Source organism: Pseudorhodoferax soli (genome assembly GCF_003337555.1).
Classification (GTDB): domain Bacteria; phylum Pseudomonadota; class Gammaproteobacteria; order Burkholderiales; family Burkholderiaceae_C; genus Pseudorhodoferax; species Pseudorhodoferax soli.
Map to the genome: position 1 here is coordinate 1,186,737 of NZ_QPJK01000001.1, position 23,267 is coordinate 1,210,003.

22 protein-coding genes are annotated in these 23,267 nt (G+C 70.3%); 12 read left to right on the forward strand and 10 right to left on the reverse strand.

Annotated features, from left to right (window positions below; genetic code table 11):
• Nucleotides 1-50: 50 nt before the first annotated feature.
• The 3 genes from DES41_RS05430 to DES41_RS05440 are packed head-to-tail and all read left to right on the forward strand — an operon-like array spanning nucleotide 51 to nucleotide 3,083.
• Nucleotides 51-518: a tripartite tricarboxylate transporter TctB family protein gene (locus DES41_RS05430; protein WP_114466546.1), complete on the forward strand. Its 468-nt coding sequence runs from the start codon at nucleotides 51-53 to the stop codon at nucleotides 516-518.
• 10 nt (nucleotides 519-528) lie between these two features.
• Nucleotides 529-2,019, forward strand: coding sequence for a tripartite tricarboxylate transporter permease (locus tag DES41_RS05435; RefSeq protein WP_211332896.1), 1,491 nt, complete (start codon nucleotides 529-531; stop codon nucleotides 2,017-2,019).
• The gene (locus DES41_RS05440) at nucleotides 2,016-3,083 is read left to right on the forward strand and encodes an Ldh family oxidoreductase (RefSeq protein ID WP_114466851.1); all 1,068 of its coding nucleotides are present in this window, start codon (nucleotides 2,016-2,018) and stop codon (nucleotides 3,081-3,083) included. Before DES41_RS05435 ends, DES41_RS05440 begins: the two co-directional genes overlap by 4 nt.
• A 9-nt stretch (nucleotides 3,084-3,092) precedes the next feature.
• Here DES41_RS05440 and DES41_RS05445 read toward each other — a convergent pair whose 3' ends face one another.
• The 3 genes from DES41_RS05445 to DES41_RS05455 form a co-directional block, all read right to left on the reverse strand.
• Nucleotides 3,093-3,602 carry a pyridoxamine 5'-phosphate oxidase family protein gene (locus DES41_RS05445; protein WP_114466548.1) on the reverse strand — a complete coding sequence of 170 codons (510 nt, stop codon included), beginning with the start codon at nucleotides 3,600-3,602 and terminating at the stop codon, nucleotides 3,093-3,095.
• Between the two features lie 96 nt (nucleotides 3,603-3,698).
• Nucleotides 3,699-5,351: a phosphoglucomutase (alpha-D-glucose-1,6-bisphosphate-dependent) gene (pgm, locus tag DES41_RS05450; RefSeq protein ID WP_114466549.1), complete on the reverse strand. Its 1,653-nt coding sequence runs from the start codon at nucleotides 5,349-5,351 to the stop codon at nucleotides 3,699-3,701.
• Nucleotides 5,352-5,440: 89 nt separating this feature from the next.
• Nucleotides 5,441-6,442, reverse strand: coding sequence for a LacI family DNA-binding transcriptional regulator (locus DES41_RS05455; RefSeq protein ID WP_114466550.1), 1,002 nt, complete (start codon nucleotides 6,440-6,442; stop codon nucleotides 5,441-5,443).
• Between the two features lie 177 nt (nucleotides 6,443-6,619).
• Between DES41_RS05455 and DES41_RS05460 the strand changes: the two genes are divergently transcribed.
• From DES41_RS05460 to DES41_RS05485, 6 genes are read left to right on the forward strand one after another with little or no spacing between them, the layout of a single operon-like run.
• Nucleotides 6,620-7,576, forward strand: coding sequence for a Bug family tripartite tricarboxylate transporter substrate binding protein (locus DES41_RS05460; protein ID WP_114466551.1), 957 nt, complete (start codon nucleotides 6,620-6,622; stop codon nucleotides 7,574-7,576).
• 16 nt (nucleotides 7,577-7,592) lie between these two features.
• Entirely contained in the window at nucleotides 7,593-8,723 is a 1,131-nt protein-coding gene (locus tag DES41_RS05465) for an L-talarate/galactarate dehydratase (RefSeq protein WP_114466552.1), read from the forward strand.
• A gap of 18 nt (nucleotides 8,724-8,741) precedes the next feature.
• Nucleotides 8,742-10,316 carry a galactarate dehydratase gene (gene garD, locus DES41_RS05470; RefSeq protein WP_114466553.1) on the forward strand — a complete coding sequence of 525 codons (1,575 nt, stop codon included), beginning with the start codon at nucleotides 8,742-8,744 and terminating at the stop codon, nucleotides 10,314-10,316.
• Nucleotides 10,313-11,233: a 2-hydroxy-3-oxopropionate reductase gene (locus DES41_RS05475; RefSeq protein WP_281277171.1), complete on the forward strand. Its 921-nt coding sequence runs from the start codon at nucleotides 10,313-10,315 to the stop codon at nucleotides 11,231-11,233. The genes garD and DES41_RS05475 overlap by 4 nt, the downstream gene beginning before the upstream one ends.
• Nucleotides 11,234-11,273: 40 nt before the next feature.
• Nucleotides 11,274-12,062, forward strand: coding sequence for an HpcH/HpaI aldolase family protein (locus DES41_RS05480; protein WP_114466555.1), 789 nt, complete (start codon nucleotides 11,274-11,276; stop codon nucleotides 12,060-12,062).
• Between the two features lie 29 nt (nucleotides 12,063-12,091).
• Nucleotides 12,092-13,189, forward strand: coding sequence for an SMP-30/gluconolactonase/LRE family protein (locus tag DES41_RS05485; protein ID WP_114466556.1), 1,098 nt, complete (start codon nucleotides 12,092-12,094; stop codon nucleotides 13,187-13,189).
• 25 nt (nucleotides 13,190-13,214) lie between these two features.
• On the opposite strand, the gene modA is transcribed toward DES41_RS05485, so the two are convergent.
• The 4 genes from modA to DES41_RS05505 form a co-directional block, all read right to left on the reverse strand.
• Nucleotides 13,215-13,964 carry a molybdate ABC transporter substrate-binding protein gene (gene modA / locus DES41_RS05490; protein WP_114466557.1) on the reverse strand — a complete coding sequence of 250 codons (750 nt, stop codon included), beginning with the start codon at nucleotides 13,962-13,964 and terminating at the stop codon, nucleotides 13,215-13,217.
• Nucleotides 13,965-14,272: 308 nt separating this feature from the next.
• Nucleotides 14,273-14,461 carry a DUF2970 domain-containing protein gene (locus DES41_RS05495; protein ID WP_114466558.1) on the reverse strand — a complete coding sequence of 63 codons (189 nt, stop codon included), beginning with the start codon at nucleotides 14,459-14,461 and terminating at the stop codon, nucleotides 14,273-14,275.
• 69 nt (nucleotides 14,462-14,530) lie between these two features.
• A complete protein-coding gene (locus tag DES41_RS05500; RefSeq protein ID WP_114466559.1) occupies nucleotides 14,531-15,238 on the reverse strand; it encodes an LrgB family protein in 708 nt (235 codons plus the stop codon).
• Nucleotides 15,235-15,582 carry a CidA/LrgA family protein gene (locus DES41_RS05505; RefSeq protein ID WP_114466560.1) on the reverse strand — a complete coding sequence of 116 codons (348 nt, stop codon included), beginning with the start codon at nucleotides 15,580-15,582 and terminating at the stop codon, nucleotides 15,235-15,237. Before DES41_RS05505 ends, DES41_RS05500 begins: the two co-directional genes overlap by 4 nt.
• Nucleotides 15,583-15,678: 96 nt before the next feature.
• Here DES41_RS05505 and DES41_RS05510 point away from each other — a divergent pair, with 96 nt between their 5' ends.
• Complete coding sequence (locus DES41_RS05510) at nucleotides 15,679-17,094, forward strand: aminotransferase-like domain-containing protein (RefSeq protein ID WP_114466561.1); 1,416 nt, start codon at nucleotides 15,679-15,681, stop codon at nucleotides 17,092-17,094.
• A gap of 5 nt (nucleotides 17,095-17,099) precedes the next feature.
• Nucleotides 17,100-17,492, forward strand: a complete 393-nt coding sequence (gloA2, locus tag DES41_RS05515) for an SMU1112c/YaeR family gloxylase I-like metalloprotein (RefSeq protein WP_211332897.1) — start codon at nucleotides 17,100-17,102, stop codon at nucleotides 17,490-17,492.
• On the opposite strand, the gene DES41_RS05520 is transcribed toward gloA2, so the two are convergent.
• The 3 genes from DES41_RS05520 to DES41_RS05530 all read right to left on the reverse strand — a co-directional run bounded on the left by DES41_RS05520 (nucleotide 17,489) and on the right by DES41_RS05530 (nucleotide 21,286).
• The gene (locus DES41_RS05520) at nucleotides 17,489-18,400 is read right to left on the reverse strand and encodes a DUF808 domain-containing protein (RefSeq protein WP_114466562.1); all 912 of its coding nucleotides are present in this window, start codon (nucleotides 18,398-18,400) and stop codon (nucleotides 17,489-17,491) included. The two genes, gloA2 and DES41_RS05520, sit on opposite strands and share 4 nt — an antisense overlap.
• Before the next feature lie 73 nt (nucleotides 18,401-18,473).
• Complete coding sequence (locus tag DES41_RS05525) at nucleotides 18,474-19,898, reverse strand: GTPase/DUF3482 domain-containing protein (protein ID WP_114466563.1); 1,425 nt, start codon at nucleotides 19,896-19,898, stop codon at nucleotides 18,474-18,476.
• Nucleotides 19,895-21,286, reverse strand: a complete 1,392-nt coding sequence (locus DES41_RS05530) for a DUF2868 domain-containing protein (protein ID WP_114466564.1) — start codon at nucleotides 21,284-21,286, stop codon at nucleotides 19,895-19,897. The genes DES41_RS05525 and DES41_RS05530 overlap by 4 nt, the downstream gene beginning before the upstream one ends.
• 71 nt (nucleotides 21,287-21,357) lie before the next feature.
• Here DES41_RS05530 and DES41_RS05535 point away from each other — a divergent pair, with 71 nt between their 5' ends.
• Nucleotides 21,358-23,265 (forward strand): PhoX family protein, encoded by a 1,908-nt coding sequence (locus DES41_RS05535; RefSeq protein WP_114466565.1) that lies wholly within the window; start codon nucleotides 21,358-21,360, stop codon nucleotides 23,263-23,265.
• Nucleotides 23,266-23,267 lie beyond the last annotated feature (2 nt).

The following is a 23,267-nucleotide window of genomic DNA, read 5'->3' on the forward strand; positions in this document are numbered from 1 at the left end:
GGAAGCAGGCCGCCTTGGCGCGGCCCGGCGGCGGCCTGGGGGGTTGACGCATGCGCATCCACGACAGCCTGACAGGGGCGGTGCTGCTGTTCCTGTCGCTGGCCGTGCTCTGGCACATCCAGGGCTTTCCGCCAGCCGCCGGACAGCAGTACGGCCCCGCCCTGTTCCCCGGCCTCATCGCCGGCGGGCTGGCGATCGCTTCGGCCGCGCTGGCCTGGCAGGGCCTGCGATCGGGCCAACCGCTGGTGGCGCTCGGCGAGGGATTGCGCTCGCCGCGCCATGTCGCTTCCCTGCTGGTGGCGCTGGCCGGCACGGTGTTCTACATCCTGTGCGCCGACACGGTGGGCTTCATCGTCTGCAGCGTGCTGGTGCTGCTGGCACTGCAGTGGGCGCTGGGCGTGCGGCCGCTGCTGGCACTGGGCGTGGCGCTGCTTGCCACGCTGGTGATCCACACCTGCTTCTACAAGCTGCTGCGCGTGCCCCTGCCCTGGGGCTGGCTGCAGCCCATCGCCTGGTGAGGAGCTTCTGATGGACGCAGTCCTGCAAGCCTTCCACATCGTGGCCACGCCGCAGGTGCTGGTGGTGATGCTGCTGTCTGGCATGTTCGGCATGTTCGTGGGCGCGGTGCCGGGGCTGACGGCCACCATGGCCACGGCGCTGCTGGTGCCCATCACCTTCTTCCTGCCGCCGGTGCCCGCCATCGCAGCCATCGTCACGGCCACGGCCATGGCGATCTTCGCCGGCGACATCCCGGGCGCGCTGCTCCGCATCCCGGGCACGCCGGCCTCGGCGGCGTACACCGACGAGTCCTACGCGATGACGCGCAAGGGCCAGGGCGAGACGGCCCTGGGCATCGGCCTGGTGTTCTCGTGCATCGGCGGGCTGTTCGGCACGGCCGTGCTGATCCTGGCCGCGCCCTCGCTGGCAGAGTTCGCGATCAAGTTCAGCTCCTTCGAGTACTTCTGGCTCGTGGCGCTGGGGCTGAGCTGCGCCGTGTTCATCACCAGCGACGCGCCGCTCAAGGGCGTCATCACGCTGTTCCTGGGCCTGCTGATCGGCTGCGTGGGCCTGGAGAATCCGGCCGCGCATCCGCGCTTCACCTTCGGCAGTACCGACCTGCTGGGCGGCGTGAGCCTGATCCCGGCCATGATCGGCATGTTCGCGATCTCCGAGATCCTGCGCTTCACGGTGACGACCGAGCAGATCGGCAGCTTCAACCGGCAGCTCGGCTCGGTCTTCAAGGGCATGGGCGGCCTGATGCGCAAGTACCCGCTGCAGACACTGCGCGGCAGCGTGCTCGGCACGGCCGTGGGCATCCTCCCCGGCGCGGGCGCCGACATCGCGGCCTGGATGTCGTTCGCGATGAGCAAGAAGCTCTCCAAGGAACCCGAGAAGTTCGGCACCGGCCACCCCGAGGGCCTGGTGGAAGCCGGCGCCGCCAACAACAGCGCGCTGGCCGGCGCCTGGGTGCCGGCGCTGGTGTTCGGCATCCCTGGCGACTCGATCACGGCCATCGTGATCGGCGTGCTCTACATGAAGAACATGAACCCCGGGCCGATGATCTTCATGAACAACGCGCCCAGCGTGTACGCGGTGTTCCTGGTCTTCATCGCCGCCAACCTGCTGATGCTGCCGCTGGGCTGGGCCTGCATCAAGGCATCGACGCGCATGCTGCGCATGCCGCGCAACATCCTGATGCCCATCATCCTGCTGTTCTGCCTGGTCGGCGCCTTCGCGATCAACAACGCGGTGTTCGACCTGTGGATCCTGCTGGCCTTCGGCGCCGCCGCCTGGCTGCTGGAAGAGAACGGCTTTCCGATCGCGCCGGCCATCCTGGGCATGCTGCTGGGCAAGATGCTGGAGGAGAACTTCATCACCTCCATGATCAAGTCCGATGGCAGCTGGCTGGCCTTCGTCGAGCGGCCGATCGCCGGCGCGCTCGCCTTGTTCACCCTGCTGCTGTGGACCGGCTCCAGCTGGCTGGCCTGGCGGCGGCGCCACATCCCGAGGCCCGCATGACGAACACCTCTGCGCTCTACGACGCCGCGGCGCTGGTCGCCTTCGCCGACGGCCTGCTGCAGCGTGCTGGCCTGGACCCGGCCATGGCGGCCAGCGTGGCGCAGACGCTGGTCGATGGCGACCTGCTGGGCCACGACACGCACGGCCTGGCGCTGCTGGCCGGCTACCTCCAGGAAATCGAGACCGGCAAGATGGCGAAGGCGGGCGCACCGCAGACGCTGTCCGACCGCCCGGCCGCCGTCCTGTGGGACGGCCAGCGCCTGCCCGGCCCCTGGCTCGTGCACCAGGGCCTGGACCTGCTGCTGCCGCGCGCCCGTGCGCTCGGCACGGCCACCCTGGCGATCCGGCGCAGCCACCACATCGCCTGCCTGGCCGTCTACATGCTGCGCGCGCTCGACGAGGGCATGCTCATGCTGCTGGCCTGCTCCGACCCGAACGCGGCCAGCGTGGCGCCCTTCGGTGGCACGCAGGCCGTGTTCACGCCCAACCCGCTGGCGCTGGGCTTTCCGCTCAGCGCAGGCGGTGTCATGGTGGACATCTCCGCCTCCATCACCACCAACGGCATGAGCAACCGAAAGCATGCAGCCGGCGAGCGCTTCGCCCAGCCCGTGCTGATCGACGCGCAGGGCCGGCCGACCGACGACCCGGCCGTGCTGTTCGCCAAGCCGCCCGGCACGCTGCTGCCCGTGGGCGGCACCACGCACGGACACAAGGGCTACGGGCTGGCGTTGCTGGTGGAATCGCTGACGGCGGGCCTGGCCGGCCACGGCCGCGCCGATGCGCCCGAGGGCTGGGGTGCAACCGTCTACATCACGCTGCACGACCTGGCGGCCTTCGGCGGCAAGGAGGATTTCCTGCGCCAGATGGACCATGTCGCGGCGCAGTGCCGGGGCAATGTGCCGGTGGACCCCCAGCAGCCGGTCCGCCTGCCCGGCGAAGGCGGACTGCGCCGCCGGGCAGATGCGACGCACAACGGCGTGCGGCTGCACCCGGGCATCGCGCCAGCACTCGCAAGCGCCGAAGCGCGCTACGGCCTGCGGCTGGCCGACGCGCTGCGGCCCTGATCGAGCCCGTCAGTCCGCGCGCATGCGCACTTCGCGGCTTTCGCCCATGTCGGTGGGGGGCTTGCCCGTCGCCGCGGCCTTGGCCATCTTGTACAGCTGCGTGAGCTTGTTGGCCTTGACGTCCCAGAAGTGCGCATGGGTGATGCGCACCTCGACCAGTGCCACGTCGGGATCGTCCACGCCACCGGGGAACCAGGCCTCGGTCATCTTGTTCCACAGCGCGCGCGCCTTGGCCTTGTCTTCGCTGACCGTCGCCGTGCCACTCACCGAGACGTAGCTGTCGGCGCCGGTGTCGGCGTAGCTGACGTTGACGTTGGCCTCGCTCGCCAGGTCTTCGACCGAATCGCTTGTGCGCGACATGAAGAACCACAGCCGGTCGTCCTCGTCCAGCTGCTTGTTCTGCGTGGTCATCGGCCGCGAATGCAGGTGCCCGTTGGTCGGGTGGCGGGTGGTGAACATCGCGAACTTGATGTCCTTGATCAGCTCCCACAGCTGTTGGCGGTCTTCGGGGGTGCTCATGCGATCTCCTTGGATGGTGTGTTGCCGCGTCGGGCGACGCGGCATGCATCCATTGGAGGGCCGCGCCCCGTGCCCAACGATCGGCGCAGGGAGCAGCTATGCGTCAGCGATGGCCCCGTCCACCACCGCCTGCGCCTCGGCAAAGATGCGCTCCAGATGCGCCTCGCCGCGCAGGCTTTCGGCATAGATCTTGTAGACGTTCTCGGTGCCCGAGGGCCGCGCCGCGAACCAGCCGCCGGCCGTGTTGACCTTGATGCCGCCGATGGCCGCGCCGTTGCCCGGGGCCTGGCTCAGCACGCTGGTGATGGCCTCGCCGGCCAGTTCGGACGAGCTGATCTGCGCGGGCGTGAGCTTGCCCAGCAGCTTCTTCTGCGCGGGCGTGGCCGGGGCGTCCTTGCGGCTGAAGACCGGGTTGCCGAAGTCGGCCGCCAGTGCGGCATAGAGCTGGCCCGGGTCGCGGCCGCTGCGCGCCGTGATCTCGGCCGCCAGCAGCGCCGCGGTGATGCCGTCCTTGTCGGTGGTCCAGACCGTGCCATCGCGCCGCAGGAAGCTGGCGCCGGCGCTCTCCTCGCCGCCGAAGCCCAGCGAGCCGTCGAACAGCCCGTCGGCGAACCACTTGAAGCCGACCGGCACCTCGTGCAGCCGCCGGCCCAGGCGCGTGGCCACGCCGTCGATCACGCTGGTGCTGACCACCGTCTTGCCGACAGCGGCCTGCGCGCTCCACTGCGGGCGGTTGCGGAACAGGTAGTCGATGCAGACCGCCAGGTAATGGTTGGGCGGCAAGAGGCCGGTGCTGGGGGTCACGATGCCGTGGCGGTCGTGGTCGGTGTCGCAGGCGAAGGCCACGTCGAACCGGTCCTTCATGGCCAGCAGCGACTGCATGGCGTGCGGCGAGGAAGGGTCCATGCGGATCTGCCCGTCCCAGTCCAGCGTCATGAAGGCGAAGCGCGGGTCCACCGTCTCGCTGACCACCGTCAGGTCGATGCGGTAGCGCTCGGCGATGGCGCGCCAGTAGTGCACGCCGGCGCCGCCCAGCGGGTCCACGCCCAGGCGCAGGCCGGAGCCACGGACCAGGTCGAGGTCGAGCACGCTGGCCAGGTCGGCCACATAGGTGTGGAGGAAGTCGTGGCGCTGCGTGGTCGGCGCGTCCAGCGCGGCGCGCAGCGGCATGGTGCGCACGCCGGCCAGGCGGCCTTCCAGGTACTTGTTGGCCGCGGCCTCGATCGGGCCCGTGATCTCGCCGCCGGCCGGGCCGCCGTTGGGCGGGTTGTACTTGAAGCCGCCGTCGCGCGGCGGGTTGTGCGAGGGCGTGACCAGGATGCCATCGGCCAGCCCATCGGTTCGCCCCTTGTTGTAGACCAGGATGGCGTGGGAGACGGCCGGCGTGGGCGTGGGCTCGTCGCCCGCAGACAGCAGCACGGGCACGCCGTTGGCCGCCAGTACCTGCACGGCGCTGGCCACCGCGGGCTCCGACAGCGCATGCGTGTCCGCGCCCAGGAACAGCGGGCCGGTGATGCCCTGGGCCTTGCGGTGGTCGCAGATGGCCTGCGTGATGGCCAGCACATGCCAGTCGTTGAAGGAGCGGTCCAGCGCCGAGCCACGGTGGCCCGAGGTGCCGAAGGCCACGCGCTGGGCCGGCACGCCCGGATCCGGCTTGTCGTCCGCGTAGGCGGCGCGCAGGGCGGCCAGGTCGATCAGGGCTTCGGCAGGAGCCGGCTTGCCGGCAAGAGGGTGCAAATGGGCGCTCATGGTGTCCTTCTGGGCTGTGCTGGCCCCCCAGGGGCCATGCAGAGCATAGCGGCGTGCCGCGACGTTGCGGGTAGGACGGCCCGCCCTCTTCAGGCGGTGGAGCCGCGTTCGACGATGCGAAAGCCCACGTCGACGATGGGCTGCGCCACGGCCTCGCCGCGGCAGCGCGCCAGCACGAGCTGCGCGGCCAGCCGGCCGATCGCCGGGCCGTCGATGAGCACGGTGCTGAGGGACGGCCACAGGTGCGCTGCGAAATCGGCGTTGCCGAAGCCACAGACCGCCAGATCCTGCGGCACGCGCAGGCCGCGCGCCTGGGCCTCCACCAGCACGCCCTGGGCCAGTTGGTCGGAGCTGCAGCACACGGCCTGCAGGCCGGGCTGCCGCGCGAGCAATTCGGCCAGGGCCTGGCGGCCCCGCTCCAGATTGCTGGGGGCAGCCACGCTGGCGGTGGGCACGGCGCAGCCGTAGGCGGCTTCGAAGCCGGCCTTGCGCAGCAGCGCGCGCGGATCGCCGGCCGTGGCGATGCCCACGCGCTGCCAGCCCTTGGCGCGGAAGTACGTGCCCACGGCCCGGCCCACGCTGTCCTGCGAGAAGCCGACCAGCATGTCCACCGGCGCATCCGACAGGTCCCAGGTCTCGACCACCGGGATGCCGGTGCGGCGCAGCCGCTCGCGCACGGCCGGGTCCTGCACGAGACCCGTGAACACGATGCCGTCGGGCTGGCGGCTGATCATGGTGTTGAGCACCACCTCCTCGCGTGCCAGGTCATAGCCGGTCTGGCCCAGCAGCACCTGGTAGCCCTCGGCCGCCAGCGTCTCGGTGAGCGTCTGCACCGACGGGAGGAACTGGGCCACCGCCAGGGCCGGCACGATGCCGGCCACCATCCGGCTGCGCTTGGACTTGAGACCGCCCGCCAGCAGGTTGGGGATGTAGCCGGTGGCCTGCACGGCATCCTGGACACGCGCGATGGTCTTGGCCGAAACCACAGCGGGGTTGCCCAGGGCGCGCGAGGCCGTGATCAGCGACACCCCGGCCGCGCGGGCGACATCGTGCAGCGTGGCAGGCTTGGAGGCGGACGGCGGACGGGGCATGCGGCAGGCACAAGTGGGAAAACAACCCGCTTGACGGTTCAAATGACAACGATATCATCGGCCCTCGTCCAGGTCGTCGTACAACCGCTGCAAAAAGCACCAAGATCGCGGGTAGACGTCCGACATCATCGGGAATGACAGCGTTGTCATTCCCTCTACGACCCATTTGGAGACTCCATGAAGCAACTTCTTGCCGCTGCCCTGGCCACACTCGCCTTCGCCGCCGCTGCGGACACCTGGCCCAGCAAAGCCGTCACCATGGTCGTCCCCTTCCCACCCGGCGGTTCCACCGACCAGGTGGCCCGCGCGGTCGGCCCGCTGCTGACCGACAAGTTCAAGCAATCGTTTCTGGTCGACAACAAGGCCGGAGCCACCGGCACCATCGGCGCCACCTTCGTGAAGCGTGCCGCACCGGACGGCTACACCTTCCTCGTCACGTCGCTGGGGCCGCTGGTCATCGTGCCGCACCTGCTCAAGGGCATGCAGTTCGACCCGCTCAAGGATTTCGACACCATCACCGTGGCCGTGCAATCGCCCAACGTGCTGGTGGTGCCCGTGAACTCGCCGCACAAGAGCCTGGCCGACGTGGTGGCCTTCAATAAGGCCAACCCCGGCAAGATGACCTTCGCCTCGGCCGGCAATGGCTCCAGCGACCACCTGACGGCCGAGCTGTTCTGGCAACAGGTGGGCACCAAGGGGATCCACGTGCCGTACAAGGGCGGCGCGCCGGCCCACACCGACATCATGGGCGGTCAGGTCGACGCCTCGTTCCAGAACGTCAATTCGGTCCTGCAGTACATCAAGGGCGGCAAGATGCGCGCACTGGCCGTGACCAGCGCCAAGCGCTCGCCGGTGCTGCCCGACGTGCCCACCATGGCCGAGGCCGGCGTGGCCAACGTGGAAGTCACCTCCTGGCAAGCCATCGTGGCGCCCAAGGGCCTGCCGGCCGATGTGCGGCAAAAGGCCCACGACGCCTTCGTCGAGGCGCTGAACAGCCCCAAGGTCAAGGAGCAGTTCACCAGCATCGGCTTCGAGATGGTGGCCAACACGCCGGCAGAGTTCGCGGCCTTCCAACAGAAGGAATACGCGAAGTGGAAGCAAGTGATCGAAACCGGAAAAATCACGATCGAGTGATCGACGACTGACCGCCATGACGCAAGACAGCATCGCCCACATCCGCCTTTCCTCCTGCTACCTGCCGCTGGCCAACCCGATCAGCGACGCCAAGGTGCTGACAGGGCGGCAGAAGCCCATGACCGAGATCGCGATGCTGTTCGCGGAGATCGAGACCAAGGACGGGCACAAGGGCCTGGGTTTCTCGTATTCCAAGCGCGCGGGCGGCCCCGGCCAGTTCGCGCATGCCAGGGAAGTGGCACCGGCGCTGATCGGCGAAGACCCCAGCGACATCGCCAAGCTCTGGACCAAGCTGTGCTGGGCCGGCGCCTCGGTCGGCCGCAGCGGCCTGGCGGTGCAGGCCTACGGAGCCTTCGACGTGGCGCTGTACGACCTCAAGGCGCGCCGCGCCGGGCTGTCGCTGTCCAAGCTGCTGGGCTCACAGCGCGATTCCGTGCGCTGCTACAACACCTCGGGCGGCTTCCTGCACACGCCGATCGACCAGCTCTCCGTCAACGCCGCAGCATCGATCGAGCGCGGCATCGGCGGCATCAAGCTCAAGGTGGGCCAGCCCGACGGCAAGATCGACATCCAGCGCGTGGAGGCCGTGCGCAAGCACCTGGGCGACCACGTGCCGCTGATGGTGGACGCCAACCAGCAATGGGACCGGCCCACGGCGCAGCGCATGTGCCGGATTTTCGAGCAGTACAACCTGGTCTGGATCGAGGAGCCGCTGGACGCCTACGACCACGAGGGCCACGCGGCCCTGGCCGCCACCTTCGACACGCCGATCGCCACCGGCGAGATGCTGACCAGCCTGGCCGAGCACTACGACCTGATCCGCCACCGCGCGGCCGACTACCTGATGCCCGACGCACCGCGCGTGGGCGGCATCACGCCCTTCCTGAAGATCGCGGCGCTGGCCGAGCACGCCGGCCTGAGCCTGGGCCCGCACTTCGCGATGGAGCTGCACGTGCACCTGGGCGCCTGCTACGCCACCGAGCCCTGGGTCGAGCATTTCGACTGGCTGGAGCCGCTGTTCAACGAGCGGCTGGAAACCAAGGACGGCCGTATGCTGGTGCCCACGCGCCCCGGCCTGGGCCTGTCCTTGAGCGAGCAGGCCCGCGCCTGGACACGCGAGACCGCAGAGATCGGCCAGCGCGCCTGAAACAACGAAGCAACCACGATGAGCAAGCCCCTCTACATCACCATGCACGAGGCCGACAACGTGGCCATCGTGGCCAACGACGGCGGCCTGCCGGCCGGCACCGTGTTCCCTGATGGCCTGACCCTGGTCGACAAGGTGCCGCAGGCGCACAAGGTGGCGCTGGTCGACATCCCCGCAGGCGGTGCCGTGCGCCGCTACAACGTCACCATCGGCTACGCGCTGAAAGACCTGCCGCGCGGCACCTGGGTGCACGAGCGCCTGTTGCAAATGCCCGAGGCGCGCGAGCTGGTCGGCCTGCCGATCGCCACCATCAAGCCGCCCGTGCAGGCGCCGCTGGAAGGCTACACCTTCGAGGGCTACCGCAACCTGGACGGCTCGGTCGGCACGCGCAACATCCTGGCCATCACGCAGACCGTGCAGTGCGTGGCCGGCGTCACCGACTTCGCCGTGCAGCGCATCAAGTCCGAGCTGCTGCCCAAGTACCCCAACGTGGACGACGTGGTGGCGCTGGAGCACACCTACGGCTGCGGCGTGGCCATCGATGCGCCAGGCGCCGAGATCCCGATCCGCACGCTGCGCAACATCAGCCTGAACCCGAACTTCGGCGGCGAGGTGATGGTGGTGAGCCTGGGCTGCGAGAAGCTGCAGCCCGAGCGGCTGCTGCCGCCGGGCTCCATCCCCATCGTCGACGAGCGCAACGTGGCGGATGTGGGCACCAACGAAGAGGCCAAGCTCGACGTGGTCTGCCTGCAGGACGACGCGCACGTGGGCTTCATGTCCATGGTCGACTCCATCATGCGGCAGGCCGAGGAACACCTGGAGCGCCTGAACGCCCGCCGCCGCGAGACCGTGCCGGCCAGCGAACTGGTGGTGGGCGTGCAGTGCGGCGGCAGCGATGCCTTCAGCGGCGTCACCGCCAACCCGGCCGTGGGCTACTGCACCGACCTCTTGGTGCGGGCCGGCGCCAGCGTGATGTTCAGCGAGGTGACCGAGGTGCGCGACGGCATCGACCAGCTCACGTCCCGCGCCAGCACGCCCGAGGTGGCCGAGGCCATGATCCGCGAGATGGCCTGGTACGACGCCTACCTCGACAAGGGCCGTGTGGACCGCAGCGCCAACACCACGCCCGGCAACAAGAAGGGCGGCCTCTCGAACATCGTCGAGAAGGCCATGGGCTCCATCGTCAAGAGCGGCTCGTCGGCAATCTCGGGCGTGATCTCGCCCGGCGAGAAGTTGAAGCAAAAGGGCCTGATCTACGCCGCCACGCCCGCCAGCGACTTCATCTGCGGCACGCTGCAACTGGCCGCCGGCATGAACCTGCACGTCTTCACCACCGGCCGCGGCACGCCCTACGGCCTGGCCGAAGTGCCTGTGATCAAGGTGGCCACGCGCGACGACCTGGCGCGCCGCTGGCACGACCTGATGGACATCAACGCCGGCACCATCGCCACCGGCGAGAAGACGATCGCCGATGTCGGCTGGGAGATGTTCCAGCTCATGCTCGACGTCGCCAGCGGCCGCAAGAAGACCTGGGCCGAACAGTGGAAGCTGCACAACGCGCTGGTGCTGTTCAACCCCGCACCCGTGACCTGAACCCCTCCCCCACACACCCCAAGGAGCAACACATGAAGATCGGATTCATCGGCCTCGGCATCATGGGCGCGCCCATGGCCCTGCACCTCGTCAACGCCGGCCACGACGTCACGTATGTGAAGCGCAGCAAGGTCAACGCGGAGATCGCGGCCAGCAGCGCGAAGGGCGTCGCCACCGCCAAGGAGGTCGCGCAGGCGGCCGACACCATCATCCTGATGCTGCCCGACACACCCGACGTGCAGGCGGTGCTGTTCGGCGAGAACGGCGTGGCCGAGGGCCTGACCAAGGGCAAGACCGTGATCGACATGAGCTCGATCTCGCCCATCGAGACCAAGGCCTTCGCCGAGAAGATCGCGGCCCTGGGCTGCGACTACCTGGACGCGCCCGTCAGCGGCGGCGAAGTCGGCGCCAAGGCCGCCAGCCTGACCATCATGGTCGGCGGCACCGAGGAAGCCTTCGCCAAGGCCAAGCCCCTGTTCGAGAAGATGGGCAAGAACATCACGCACGTGGGCGGCGTGGGCGACGGCCAGACCACCAAGGTGGCCAACCAGATCATCGTGGCGCTGAACATCGCCGCCGTGGGCGAGGCCCTGCTGTTCGCCAGCAAGGCCGGCGCCGACCCGGCCAAGGTGCGCCAGGCGCTGATGGGCGGCTTCGCGGCCAGCCGCATCCTGGAGGTGCACGGCGAACGCATGATCAAGCGCACCTTCAACCCGGGCTTCCGCATCGGCCTGCACCAGAAAGACCTGGGCCTGGCACTGGCCGGCGCCAAGTCCATGGGCGTGGCGCTGCCGCAGACGGCCAGCGCGGCGCAGCTGATGCAGACCTGCGCTGCACAGGGCTGGGACCAGCTCGACCATTCCGCACTGGTCAAGTCGCTGGAGTTGATGGCCAACCACCAGGTGGCGCCCGACTGAGGCAGGCACCGCCGCCACGAACCACCACAAGGAGCACCCCATGCGAGACAACCGATTGCGCACGCTGTGGAAATCGGGGGGTGCAGCCGTCAACGGCTGGCTCGCCATTCCGAACAGTTTCTCGGCCGAGACCATGGCCCACCAGGGCTGGGACTCGCTGACCATCGACCTGCAGCACGGCGTGGTGGACTACCAGGCCATGCTGCCCATGCTGCAGGCCATCAGCACCACCGAGACCGTGCCCGTGGTGCGCGTGCCCTGGCTGGAGCCCGGCATCCTCATGAAGACGCTGGACGCCGGCGCCTCGGCCGTGATCTGCCCCATGGTCAACACGCGCGAGGACGCGCAAAAGCTCGTGGCGTGGACCAGCTACGCACCGCGCGGCACGCGCAGCTTCGGCCCGATCCGCGCGCTGCTGATCCACGGCGCCGACTACCCGGAGCAGGCCAACGACCACATCGTGCGCTTCGCGATGATCGAGACCGCACAGGCGCTGGACAACCTGGACGACATCCTCTCTGTCGAAGGCCTGGATGCGGTCTACATCGGCCCGTCCGACCTGTCGCTCTCGCTGGGCTGCCGGCCGGTGTTCGACGACGTCGACCCCAAGGCGCAGCAGGCCATCGACCACATCCTGGCGCGCGCCAAGGCGCACGGCATCGTGGCCGGCATCCACAACGGCAACCCGCAGGGCGCGCTCGCGCGCATCGCCCAGGGCTTCCAGTTCCTGACCGTCAGCTCGGACGCGCGGCTGATGGCGGCTGGGGCGCAGCAAGTCGTTGCGGCCATGCGTGCGCAGGCACCGGCCAAGCCCGGCACAGGCTACTGATTTTCACAACCAAGGAGGAGACCATTCCCATGCACCAAGACGGCCGCAGACGCTTTCTGAAAACCGCCGCCAGCGGCGCCCTCACCACGGCCGCGGGCCTGGCGGGCGCGCAGTCGTTCGACTTCAAGCCGGCCCAGCGCTACCCGGATCCGAACGTCTTCATCCTCGACCCGAGCTTCGCCAAGTACCGCATCTACAGCAGCACCATCGAGCAGGTCGGCAGCGGCATGCGCTGGGCCGAAGGGCCGGCCTACTTCCCGGAGACCGGCACGCTGATCGTGTCGGACATCCCGAACAACCGGCTCATGAAGTTCGAGGAGAAGACCGGCAAGTTCTCGGTGCACAAGGAAGGCGTGAACTACGCCAATGGCAACACCCGCGACCGCCAGGGCCGGCTGGTGAGCTGCGAGCACTCGGTCACGCGCCGCGTGGTGCGCACCGAGAAGGACGGCAGCATGACCGTGCTGGCCGACAACTTCGAAGGCAAGAAACTCAACGCGCCGAACGACATCGTGGTGAAGTCCGACGACAGCATCTGGTTCACCGACCCGACCTTCGGCATCAATGGCGAATGGGAAGGCTCGCGCGCCAAGCCCGAGCAGGCCACCACCAACGTCTACCGCATCGGCAAGGACGGCAAGATCACGGCGGTGATCACCGACCTGGTGAACCCCAACGGCCTGGCCTTCTCGCCGGACGAGAAGAAGCTCTACGTGGTCGAGTGGAAGGGCACGCCCAACCGCAGCATGTGGAGCTTCGATGTCTCCGCCGACGGCGCCACGCTCTCGAACAAGACCAAGCTCATCGACGCCGGCGGCCCCGGTGCCTTCGACGGCTTCCGCGTCGACCGCGACGGCAACCTGTGGTGCGGCTGGGGCTTTTCCGGTGCCTTCGCGCCCGAGGCCACCGACATCGGCGGCGGCATGAAGGCGCATCTGCCGCTGGCGAAGTCCGACGAGATGGACGGCGTGAAGGTGTTCAACAAGGACGGCAAGCCGATCGGCTTCATCCGCCTGCCCGAACGCTGCGCCAACCTGGAATTCGGCGGCCCCAAGCGCAACCGGCTCTACATGACCAGCAGCCACTCGCTGTACGCGCTGTACGTCGAGGCGCACGGCGCGGTGTGACCGGCTGCGTCGCGGGCGCTGATCTTCAGGGCATGCCGAAGCCGTGGCGAGCCAGCACCCGCTGGCCGGGCTCCGAGTTCACGAACGCGATGAAATCAGCGGCGGCGGCCTTGTTCCTGCTGTCGGCCACCACGGCGATCGGGTAGGACACCGGCGTCGCGCCCTGTGGCGAGGCGACGATCTTCACCTTGTCGCCGGCGATGGCAGCGTCCGTGCGGTAGACGAAGCCCGCATCGACCTCGCTGCGGCCCACGTAATCCAGCACCTGGCGCACGCTGTCGGCCTGCACGAACTTGGGCTCCAGCACGGTCCACAGCTTGGCGGCATCGAGCACCTCCTTGGTGTAGCGGCCCACTGGCACGGTCGCCGTCTTGCCGATCGCGATCCTTTTCACCGCGGCGCCGCCGAGGTCGGCCAGGCCCTTGATGCCCACGCCGCCGTGCGCCGGCTCCACCAGGACCAGGCTGTTGGTCACGAAGTTCTTGCGGGTGGCCCCATCGATGAGCTGCTGCGTGGCGGCCCGGTTCATGGTTTCCTGGTCGGCACTCGCGAACACATCGACCGGTGCGCCCTGGCTGATCTGCTGCAGCAGCACACCGGAAGCGGCGAAGTTGAAGCGCACGGTGACGCCGGGCGTGCCGGCCTCGAACCGGGGCGCCAGTTCCTTGAACGCGTCGGTCAGGCTGGCAGCAGCAGACACAGTGATCTGCTGCGCCCAGGATGCGACCGGCAAGGCCAGGGCCAGAACCAGTGAAGCGGCGGAGAAGGAACGCATGGAGAAATTCCTTGGAGGGACGGCGACCCGGGTGCAGACCGCTGTGCTTTTTCAAATATAACAGTACAACTCCCCTCCAGGCAGCATTCGGCGCGCGCAACGACACTCGACCGCTCCGGTCCGATGCCTTATTTCAATTGGATCGCCGCGTCCCGCAAGGGTATGTGCTGCCGGCCACCTGCATCCGGACATCGCCCACGTTATGCACTTCTAGATATTGCGAAATGGGATTCCGTGGCCCTGCTCGCCGACTGGCGCCGCCGGAGCGCCCCGGGGCCGTGGCTGTGCGTGCGGCACGGCCGAGCGCGCTACGAACCTGCGGCGTAGCGGGCCAGTGCGACCAGGCCCACCACCAGCAGCAGCACGATCACGAAGGCCACGAGGACGAGCGGCAGGAAGCCCACCTGGTCGGTGCGTTTCTCGGCCTCGGATCGGCGCCCGCCCAGGCCGATGAAGCTCCAAAGCACGGCGCGCACGGTGCGCAGCAACTTGTTCATGGCCCGAATGTGCCGCAGACCGGCCTCAGAGAAAAGCAGCAGTTGTGCATGCGGCAACCGTAGCAGGCATCACAGGAACGCCAGCAACAGCGGCACGAGCAGGCTGGTCAGGATGCCGTTCAGGCCCATGGCCAGGGCCGCGAACGCGCCCGCCACCGGGTTCAGCTGCAGCTCGCGCGCCATGCCGATGGCATGCGCCGTGAGGCCGAGCGCCACGCCGCGCACGACCGGGTCCTGGTCGGCGCCCAGCCAGCGCAGCAGCGGCTGCGACACCATGGTGCCGGCGATGCCCGTGATGGCCACGGCCACGGCGGCCAGCGACGTCAGCCCGCCCATGCGTTCGGCCACCGGCATGGCGATGGGCATGGTGGCGGATTTGGGCGCCAGCGATGCCAGCGTCTCCCAGGATCCGCCCAGCGCCCAGGCGATGCCCACGGCCGAGACGATGGCCGTGGCCGAACCGAGCAGCAGCGCGATGGCCAGCGGCCGCCAGATCGCGCGCACGCGCGGCCACTGGTGGAACAGCGGCACGGCCAGCAGCACCGTGGCCGGACCGATCAGCAGCGTGAGCGGCTGGGTGCCACGCGCGTAGTCGGCATAGGGCGTGCCGCTGGCCAGCAGCAGGCCGAGCAGCACCAGCACCGAGGTCAGCACCGGGATCAGCGCGGGGTGCGCACCGCTGCGCCGGTACAGCGCCAGCGTGCCCGCGTAGACCAGCACGGTCAGCGCCAGCCACCAGACCGGCGAGGCGGCCAGCGCGTTCCAGGCCGCCGTCATGCCGCTGCCTGCCGGCGCAGCAGCCACTTGAGCGCCAGCGCGGTGACGACCAGCGTGATCGCCGCCCCGAACACGCTGGCCAGCAGGAACGGGCGCCACTCGCGGGCGACGCGCTCGAAATGCAGCATCACGCCGGTCACCGAGGGAATGAACAGCAGCATCATGTGCGGCAGCAGGGCCTTGGCGCCCTGCTCCAGCCCGGCCGGCACACGCCGCAGCACCAGCAGGCCCGCGAACAGCGCCACCATGCCGACCACCGAGCCCGGCAGCGGCCAGCCGGCCAGGCGCACCAGGGCATCGCCCAGCGCTTGCAACAGGAACAGGGCGGCGATGGCGTAGAGCATGGGGCGGCGATGCTAGTGCATGCAGCAGCGGCCGGACACCACCAGTTGCAACGCAGAACACCGGATCAGATGCATGACAATGCCGCCGCCCCACCCATGAAGCGCTACGAAGCCCTGGCCCACGACATCGCGGAATCCATCCGCGCCGGCGTGCTGCGCCCAGGCGACCGGCTGGCCTCGGTGCGCCACACCAGCGCCAGCCGGGGCGTGAGCCCGTCCACGGTGTTCCAGGCCTACTACCTGCTGGAAGCGCGCGGCCTGGTGCAGGCGCGCGAGCGCTCTGGCTACTACGTGGCGCCGCACGCTCAACAGGTGCCGCCGGAACCGGAGGCCGCCTCGCAGCCGCAGGAGGGCTCGGTGCCGGTGGACGTCAGCGCGCTGGTGTTCGAGATCCTGGATGCCAGCATGACGCGCGAGGTCGTGCCCTTCGGCTCGGCCTTCCCGAGCCCGCTGCTGTTCCCGCTGGCGCGGCTGGGCCAGTCGCTGGCGGCCAGCGCGCAGGCGCTGGACCCCTGGAGCACGGTGGACGACCTGACGCCTGGCAATGCGGCCCTGCGCCGCCAGATCGCGCTGCGCTACCTGGCGGCCGGCATGCCCATGTCGGTGGACGACATCGTCGTCACCAACGGCGCGCTGGAGGCGCTGAACCTGTGCCTGTCGGTCGTCACGCGGCCGGGCGACACGGTGCTCGTGGAGGCGCCGGCCTTCTACGGCGCGCTGCAGGCGCTCGAGCGCCAGGGCCTGTCGGCCGTGGAAGTGCCCACGCATCCGCGCGAGGGCATGGATCTGGCCGCGCTGGAGCAGGCCATCGCGCGCCACCGACCCAAGGCCTGCTGGCTCATGAGCAACTTCCAGAATCCGCTCGGCAGCCTGATGCCGGAGGAGCGCAAGCGCGCGCTCGTCGAACTGCTGGCGCGCCACCAGCTGCCGCTGATCGAGGACGATGTGTACGCCGAGCTCTACTTCGGCGACAAGCGCCCGCCGCCGGCCAAGGCCTTCGACAGCCAGGGCCTGGTGCTGCACTGTTCCTCGTTCTCCAAATCCCTCGCGCCGGGCTGGCGCATCGGCTGGGCCGCGCCGGGGCGCTATGCCCAGGCCGTGGCGCGGGCCAAGCTGATGTCCACGCTGGCCACGGCCGTGCCCACGCAGATGGCGCTGGCGCGCTATCTGGAGCGCGGGGGCTTCGACAAGCACCTGCGCAAGCTGCGCCAGGCCTTGGCGCAGCAGCAGACGCAATTCATGCAGGCGCTGGGCCGGCATTTCCCGCCCGGCACGCGCGCGACGCGGCCGGCAGGCGGCTATTTCCTGTGGGTGGAGCTGCCGCTGCAGGTCGACGCGCTGGCGCTGCACCGCCAGGTGCTGGCCCAGGGCATCAGCATCGCGCCGGGGCCGATCTTCTCGCCGAGCCGCGCGTTCGCGCACTGCATCCGGCTCAACTACGGCCATGCCTGGAACACACGCAGCGAGGCCGCCCTGGCCACGCTGGGGCGGCTGGTCCACGAGGCAATGTGAACACCATGGAACTGCTGCGCATCCACCACGCCGCCATCATCTGCGCCGACTACGCGCGCTCCAGACGCTTCTACACCGAGGTGCTGGGCCTGCGCGTCGTGGCCGAGCACCACCGCGCGGCGCGCCAGTCCACCAAGCTCGACCTGGCGCTCCCCGACGGCAGCCAGATCGAACTGTTCAGCTTTCCCGCGCCGCCGCCGCGCCCCTCGCGGCCCGAAGCCCAGGGGTTGCGCCACCTGTCCTTCGCGGTCGCCGACGTGGCGCGCTGCAAGGCCGAACTCGAGGCGCAGGGCGTGGCCGTGGAAGACATTCGCACCGACGAGTACACAGGCCGGCGCTTCACCTTCTTCGCCGACCCGGACGGGCTGCCGCTGGAGCTCTACGAGGACGCGGCCTAGCCGCGCAGCTTCTTCACGGCGGTGACCGCCGCCAGCACCACGGCGCCGGCCACGACGCCGATGCCGGCGTTCGCAAGTGCCGGGGTGATGGCCTCCCAGAAGGGCCCGCCCGGCCAGATCGCCGTGGCATGTGCCATCTCCTCGATGCCGTGGTGCAGCACCGTCACGCCATGCGTGAGGATGCCGCCGCCGACGAGGAACATGGCGGCCGTGCCGACCACCGACAGGCCCTTCATGAGCCAGGGCGCCGCGGCCAGGATGCCGCGCCCCAGCGCGGCACGCGCGCCGCCGAGGCGGCTCAGGTGCAGCCCCGCGTCGTCGAGCCGGACGATGCCGGCGACCAGGCCGTAGACCCCGATGGTCATGACCACGGCGATGCCGGCCAGCACCACCAACTGGGTCAGGAACGGGCTTTGCTGCACGGTGCCCAGCGTGATCGCGATGATCTCGGCCGACAGGATGAAGTCGGTGCGCACCGCGCCCTTGATCTTGTCCTTCTCCAACGCCACAAGGTCGACTGCGGGGTCGGCCGCGGCCTGCTTGCGCTGGGCCGCATGCGCGTCGTCTTGCTGGCCGTGCAGGAACCTGTGGGCCAGCTTCTCGAAGCCCTCATAGCACAGGAAGGCGCCGCCCAGCATCAGGAGTGGCGTGACGGCCCAGGGCGCGAACGCGCTGATGGCCAGCGCGGCCGGCACCAGGATGGCCTTGTTGAGCATGGAGCCCTTGGCCACGGCCCAGACGACGGGCAGTTCGCGGTCGGCCTTGACGCCCGTCACCTGCTGGGCGTTGAGCGCCAGGTCGTCGCCCAGGACACCGGCCGTCTTCTTGGCCGCGACCTTGCTCAGGACCGAGACGTCGTCGAGGATGGAGGCGATGTCGTCGAGCAGTGCGAGCAGGCTGGTGGCCATGGGGTCGTGGCAGAGTGGGTGACCGGGCCATTGTGCGTGAGCCGGTGGCGGGCGCACGACAGCGCAGACCCCGTCAGTCCGTCGGTTCCAGCAGCGGGCGCAACAGGGCCGCGGCTTCGTCCTGCACGCGCCGGCGCCGGTCCGAGGTGCTGCCTGGCTTCTCCCAATCGGGCCGGCTGCGGGCCGGCTGCACGGCCTGCACCACGCGGCGCAGCGGGGGGTCCAGCGCCGCGTCGGGCGCGGCGCCCTGCTCCAGTTGGGCGAGCGCCGCATGGCCGCGCCGGTCGAGCTGGCGCGCCAGGCCCACGAGCTGCAGCGCCACCAGGAACAGCAAGGCGTTGTCCAGCGTGAGTTCGCGCACGCCGCTGAGCTGGTTCAGCAGCTTGCCGCCGATCTGGCGCCAGCCCTGCGAGACGATGCTGCCCAGTGCGCCGCCCAGCGCGGCACCGGCACCCAGGGAGAGGCCGCCCACGGCCAGGTCGGCGATCACGCCGACCGAGGCGCCAACCGCCGCGCCCATGCCCAGCCGGCGGCCGGCCTGGCGCAAGGCCTCGGGGTGGAACAGGTCGCTGTCCCAGCGGCCGTCCTGCCAGGGCAGCGCGGCGAGCCGCGCGTCGTCTTCGGAAAAGCCGTGGATCTCCAGCAGCCGCTCGGCGCATCCGCGCACCAGCCCCACTGCCAGCTGCTGGAAATCCTGTTCGGCCCGCGCGCGCGCGGCCGGCTCGGCATAGACCACCTCGCCGATGCCGCGGCGCAGCGCCGCCAGGCGCAGCAGCAGGTCGGCGATGGCGCGGCTGGCCGCGTCGCGGCGGCCACCGGCCTCTTGCTGCAGATGCTGGCCCACGTGCTGCAGGCGTGCACGCTGGCCCGGCAGCAGGGTGGCCAGATCCTGGTAGAGGTGCTGCTCCGCGCCGACGAAGGGTGCCACGGCGTCGAAGCGTACCTGGGCGTGCAGGCCGGCACCGGCCAAAACAGCCTGCCAGTCGGCCAGCCGGCTCGCCGGATCGCGCACGAAGTTGAGCACCGGCATGACCGGGCGCGCGCAGGAGTTCAGGATCTCGATCTCGGCGCGGTGCTTGGGCAGCACGGGCTCGCGGCTGTCGATGACGTAGAAGGCCGCATCCACCTCCAGCATCTTGCGCAGCACCTTGGCCTCCTGCTCGAAGCTGCCGCGCGCCTCCGGGCCTTGCAGGAAGGCGCGCACGCGTGCGGGGCGGTCCATGCCGGCGTCGGCATCGGCGCCCTGCAGGAAGTCCCACAGCGCGACGGAATCTTCCAGGCCCGGTGTGTCGAAGAAGCGCAGCGCGGGCCGGCCGTCGATGCGCAGTTCCACCACCTCCACATGGCGCGTGGTGCCCGGGCGGTCGGACACCTCACCGAAGCGGCGCTTGCGCGTCAGCGTGCGCAGCAGCGAGGTCTTGCCGGCGTTGGTGTGGCCGACCACGGCGATGGCGAGGGCGTCGTCGGCGGCCTGGGCGCCGGGGATGGGCAGCGTCATGGCGCCTCCAGCCAGGCCTGCGCGGCCTCGGGTTCGGTGAGCACCGTGAGTTGCTGCAGCGCGCTGCGCTGCAGCCAGTCGCGCCAGCGCGCCGTGTCTGCCTCTTGCCGCGCGCCGCCCAGCAGCACCCCGCAGGCGGCGCTGAGCCCGCAGGCCTCGCGCAGGAAACGCTCGGTGCCGCGGTCGGGGCTGGAAGCCGCGTGGCAGGCCACGAGCAGGCGGTGCGCCGGCGCCGCGGCCAGGCGCTGGAGCAGGTCGGCGCGCTCGCGCTGGCTGCCGTCCATGCGCTGCACCTGCACGGCGGCGGATGGGCTGAAGGGCGGCCACAGCGACTCGGGTGGCAGCTCGAAGCCCAGCAGCAGCCGCGTACCGGCATCGGACACCAGTGCAGCAGGCGCAGCGGCCCGCATGGCGCCGGGCTGCTCGGCGTCCACCACCAGCACCGGCTCCATGGCCTCGAAGCGCGACAGCAACGCGCGCACGCCGGGGTCGACCAGGTCCAGCGCCAGCCGCCCGCGGCCGCGCCGCCATGCGGCCCAGCACAGCAGCGCGCAGAGCAGGCGCACGCACAGGCCGTAGACGGCCACGCAGCCCAACAGCCACCAGGCCCAGGCGCGTTGCGCGTCGGCGCCAGCCTGGGCAGGCTGCAGCAGCGTGGCGGCGTCGGGCATGGCAAAGCCGAGCTGTTGGGGCAGCCACCCCGTGGCCTGGACGAAGTGCACGAAGAACCCGGGTGTCAGCAGCGTGGTTTCCCAGGTCAGCCGGTAGGCGCGCAGCGACAGCCCCAGCGCCAGCGCCGCCAGCAGCAGCACGAAGGCCAATGTCCAGATGGCATGGCTGATGCCACCGAAGGCCCAGGGCGCCAGCCGGGCGCGGGCCAGCACATCGGTGGTGGCGCGCGCCAGCTGCACGGCGTGCGGCCCGCGGTCCAGTGGCAGCCGGGCCGTGAGCTGCAGTGCCCAGCGGCCCAGCGCGCCGCCGGCCGCCAAACGCCAGGGCAGCAGCAGGCTGGTCAGCCACAGCAGCAGCGTCACCGTGTGCAAGCCCAGCATGGAGACGAAGGCAGCCACGACATTGATCTCGCGCGCATCGCCCAGCACCCCACGCGCCAGCGCCCAGGCGCTGCCGGCCACGCCGAGCACCAGCAACAGGAGCACGGCGCCGCCCAGTTGGCGCCAGCGCCGCCATTCGCGCTGCAGGCCCAGGCGCTCGCCGAGCAGCCAGGCGCGCTCCAGCACGCGGCCGGCGCCGTCGGGCCGGGTGCCAAAGGCCTGGCGCATGGCCTGGCCGTCCTCCAGCCTGCCCTCCTCCTCGATCAGCTGTACGGCGCGCACGATGGCGGCCTGGGCCAGCGGGCTGCGTCCAGGGGCGGAAGGGGGCGAGGACATCGAGCGGGACAACGGGGCGCGTGACAATGGACGCGCAGCATGCCACAGGGGCAGGAACCACCAGGAACGCGATGGCCAAGGACTTCAGCCGCATGGAACACAGCAACCGCTCGGGCAACCCGGCCCTGGCGGCGGTGTCCGATCCGGCGCGCCGGCTGTGGCTGCAGGGCGGCCTCGGCGCGGCGGCGGCGGCGCTGCTGGGGCCCATGGCGGGTTGCGCCACCGCGTCCAGCGGCACGGGCGGGCGCATCGGCTTCGAAGGCATCCCGGCCTCGGTCGCCGACCGCGTGGTGGTGCCGCGCGGCTACGTCGCCCAGGTGCTGGCGCCCTGGGGCGAGCCCGTGGGCGTGGCGGGCGCCATGCCGGCTTTCCGTGACGACCTCTCGAACAGCGCCGAGGAGCAGGCGCTGCAACTGGGCATGCACCACGACGGCATGGGCTTCTTCGCGTTGGACGGCGGCCAGCGCGGCCTGTTGGTCATCAACCACGAGTACACGGACGACGGCATGCTGCACCCGGGCGGCATGGCGCCGTGGACGGCGCAGAAGGTGCGCAAGTCGCAGGCGGCGCACGGGCTGTCGGTGGTCGAGGTGGCGCTGGCCGACGGCCGCTGGCAGCTGCAGCGGCCCAGCCGTTTCGCCCGGCGCATCACGGCCGACACGCCTTGCATGGTGGCGGGCCCGGCGGCCGGGCATGCCCTGTTGCGCACGGCAGACGACCCGTCCGGCCGCACGGTGCGCGGCACGCTCAACAACTGCGCGGGCAGCACCACGCCCTGGGGCACCTATCTCGCGGGCGAAGAGAACTTCCGCTTCTACTTCGCGGGTGGCCGCGACCGCGATGCAGACCAGCGGCGCTGGGGCATGACGGAGCAGGCCTTCTTCCGCTGGCCCGAGCACGACGCGCGCTTCGATGCGCGCCAGCATCCCCACGAGTTCCACCGCTTCGGCTGGATCGTCGAAGTCGATCCCATGGAGCCGGGCGCCGCGCCCATCAAGCGCACGGCCCTGGGCCGCGGCGCGCACGAGGGCGCCTGGGTGGCGACCACTGCGGACGGCCGCGCCGTGGTCTATTCGGGCGAGGACGCGCGCTTCGAATACATCTACAAGTTCGTGAGCCGCGATCGGATCGCGCCTGCTTCCGCCGGCCAGAGCGCCGCCCAGGCCAACCGCCATCTGCTGGACGACGGCACGCTGTACGTGGCCCGCTTCGACGCCGACGGCACGGGCCGCTGGCTGCCGCTGGTGCATGGCGAAGGCCTCCTCACGGCCGCGGCCGGCTTCGCCGACCAGGGCGCGGTGCTGGTGCGGACGCGGCAGGCCGCGGACCTGCTGGGCGCCACGCGCATGGACCGGCCCGAGTGGCTGGCCATCGACCAGGCCCGCAAGACGGTCTATTGCACGCTGACCAACAACAGTGCGCGTGGCGCGCCGGGCCAGCCCGGCGTGGACGCGGCCAACCCGCGCGCCAACAACGTGATGGGCCAGGTCATCCGCTGGCACGAGGACGGCGATTTCGACGCCACGCGCATGCGTTGGGACCACCTGCTGTTGGCCGGCGACCCGGCCAACCCGCGGCCCGAGGCGCAGGGCACCATCCGCGGCGATCTGTTTGCCTGCCCCGATGGCCTGCTGCTGGACGCACGTGGCCTGCTCTGGATCCAGACCGACGCGTCGGCCGGCGAAATGCGCCGCGGCGAGATGCAGGCCATGGGCAACAACCAGATGCTGGCCTGCGACCCGGCCACGGGCGAGGTGCGGCGCTTTCTCACAGGGCCGGTGAACTGCGAGATCACGGGCGCCACGATGGCGCCGGACGGCCGCACGCTGTTCGTGAACATCCAGCACCCGGGCGAGCCGCCCTCGGACCGCAGCGCGCCGGACGAAGTCACCAGGTATTCGACCTGGCCGGATGGTGGCCGCCCGCGCTCGGCGACCTTGGCCATCCGCCGCGAAGACGGCGGGCCGGTCGGAACCTAGGC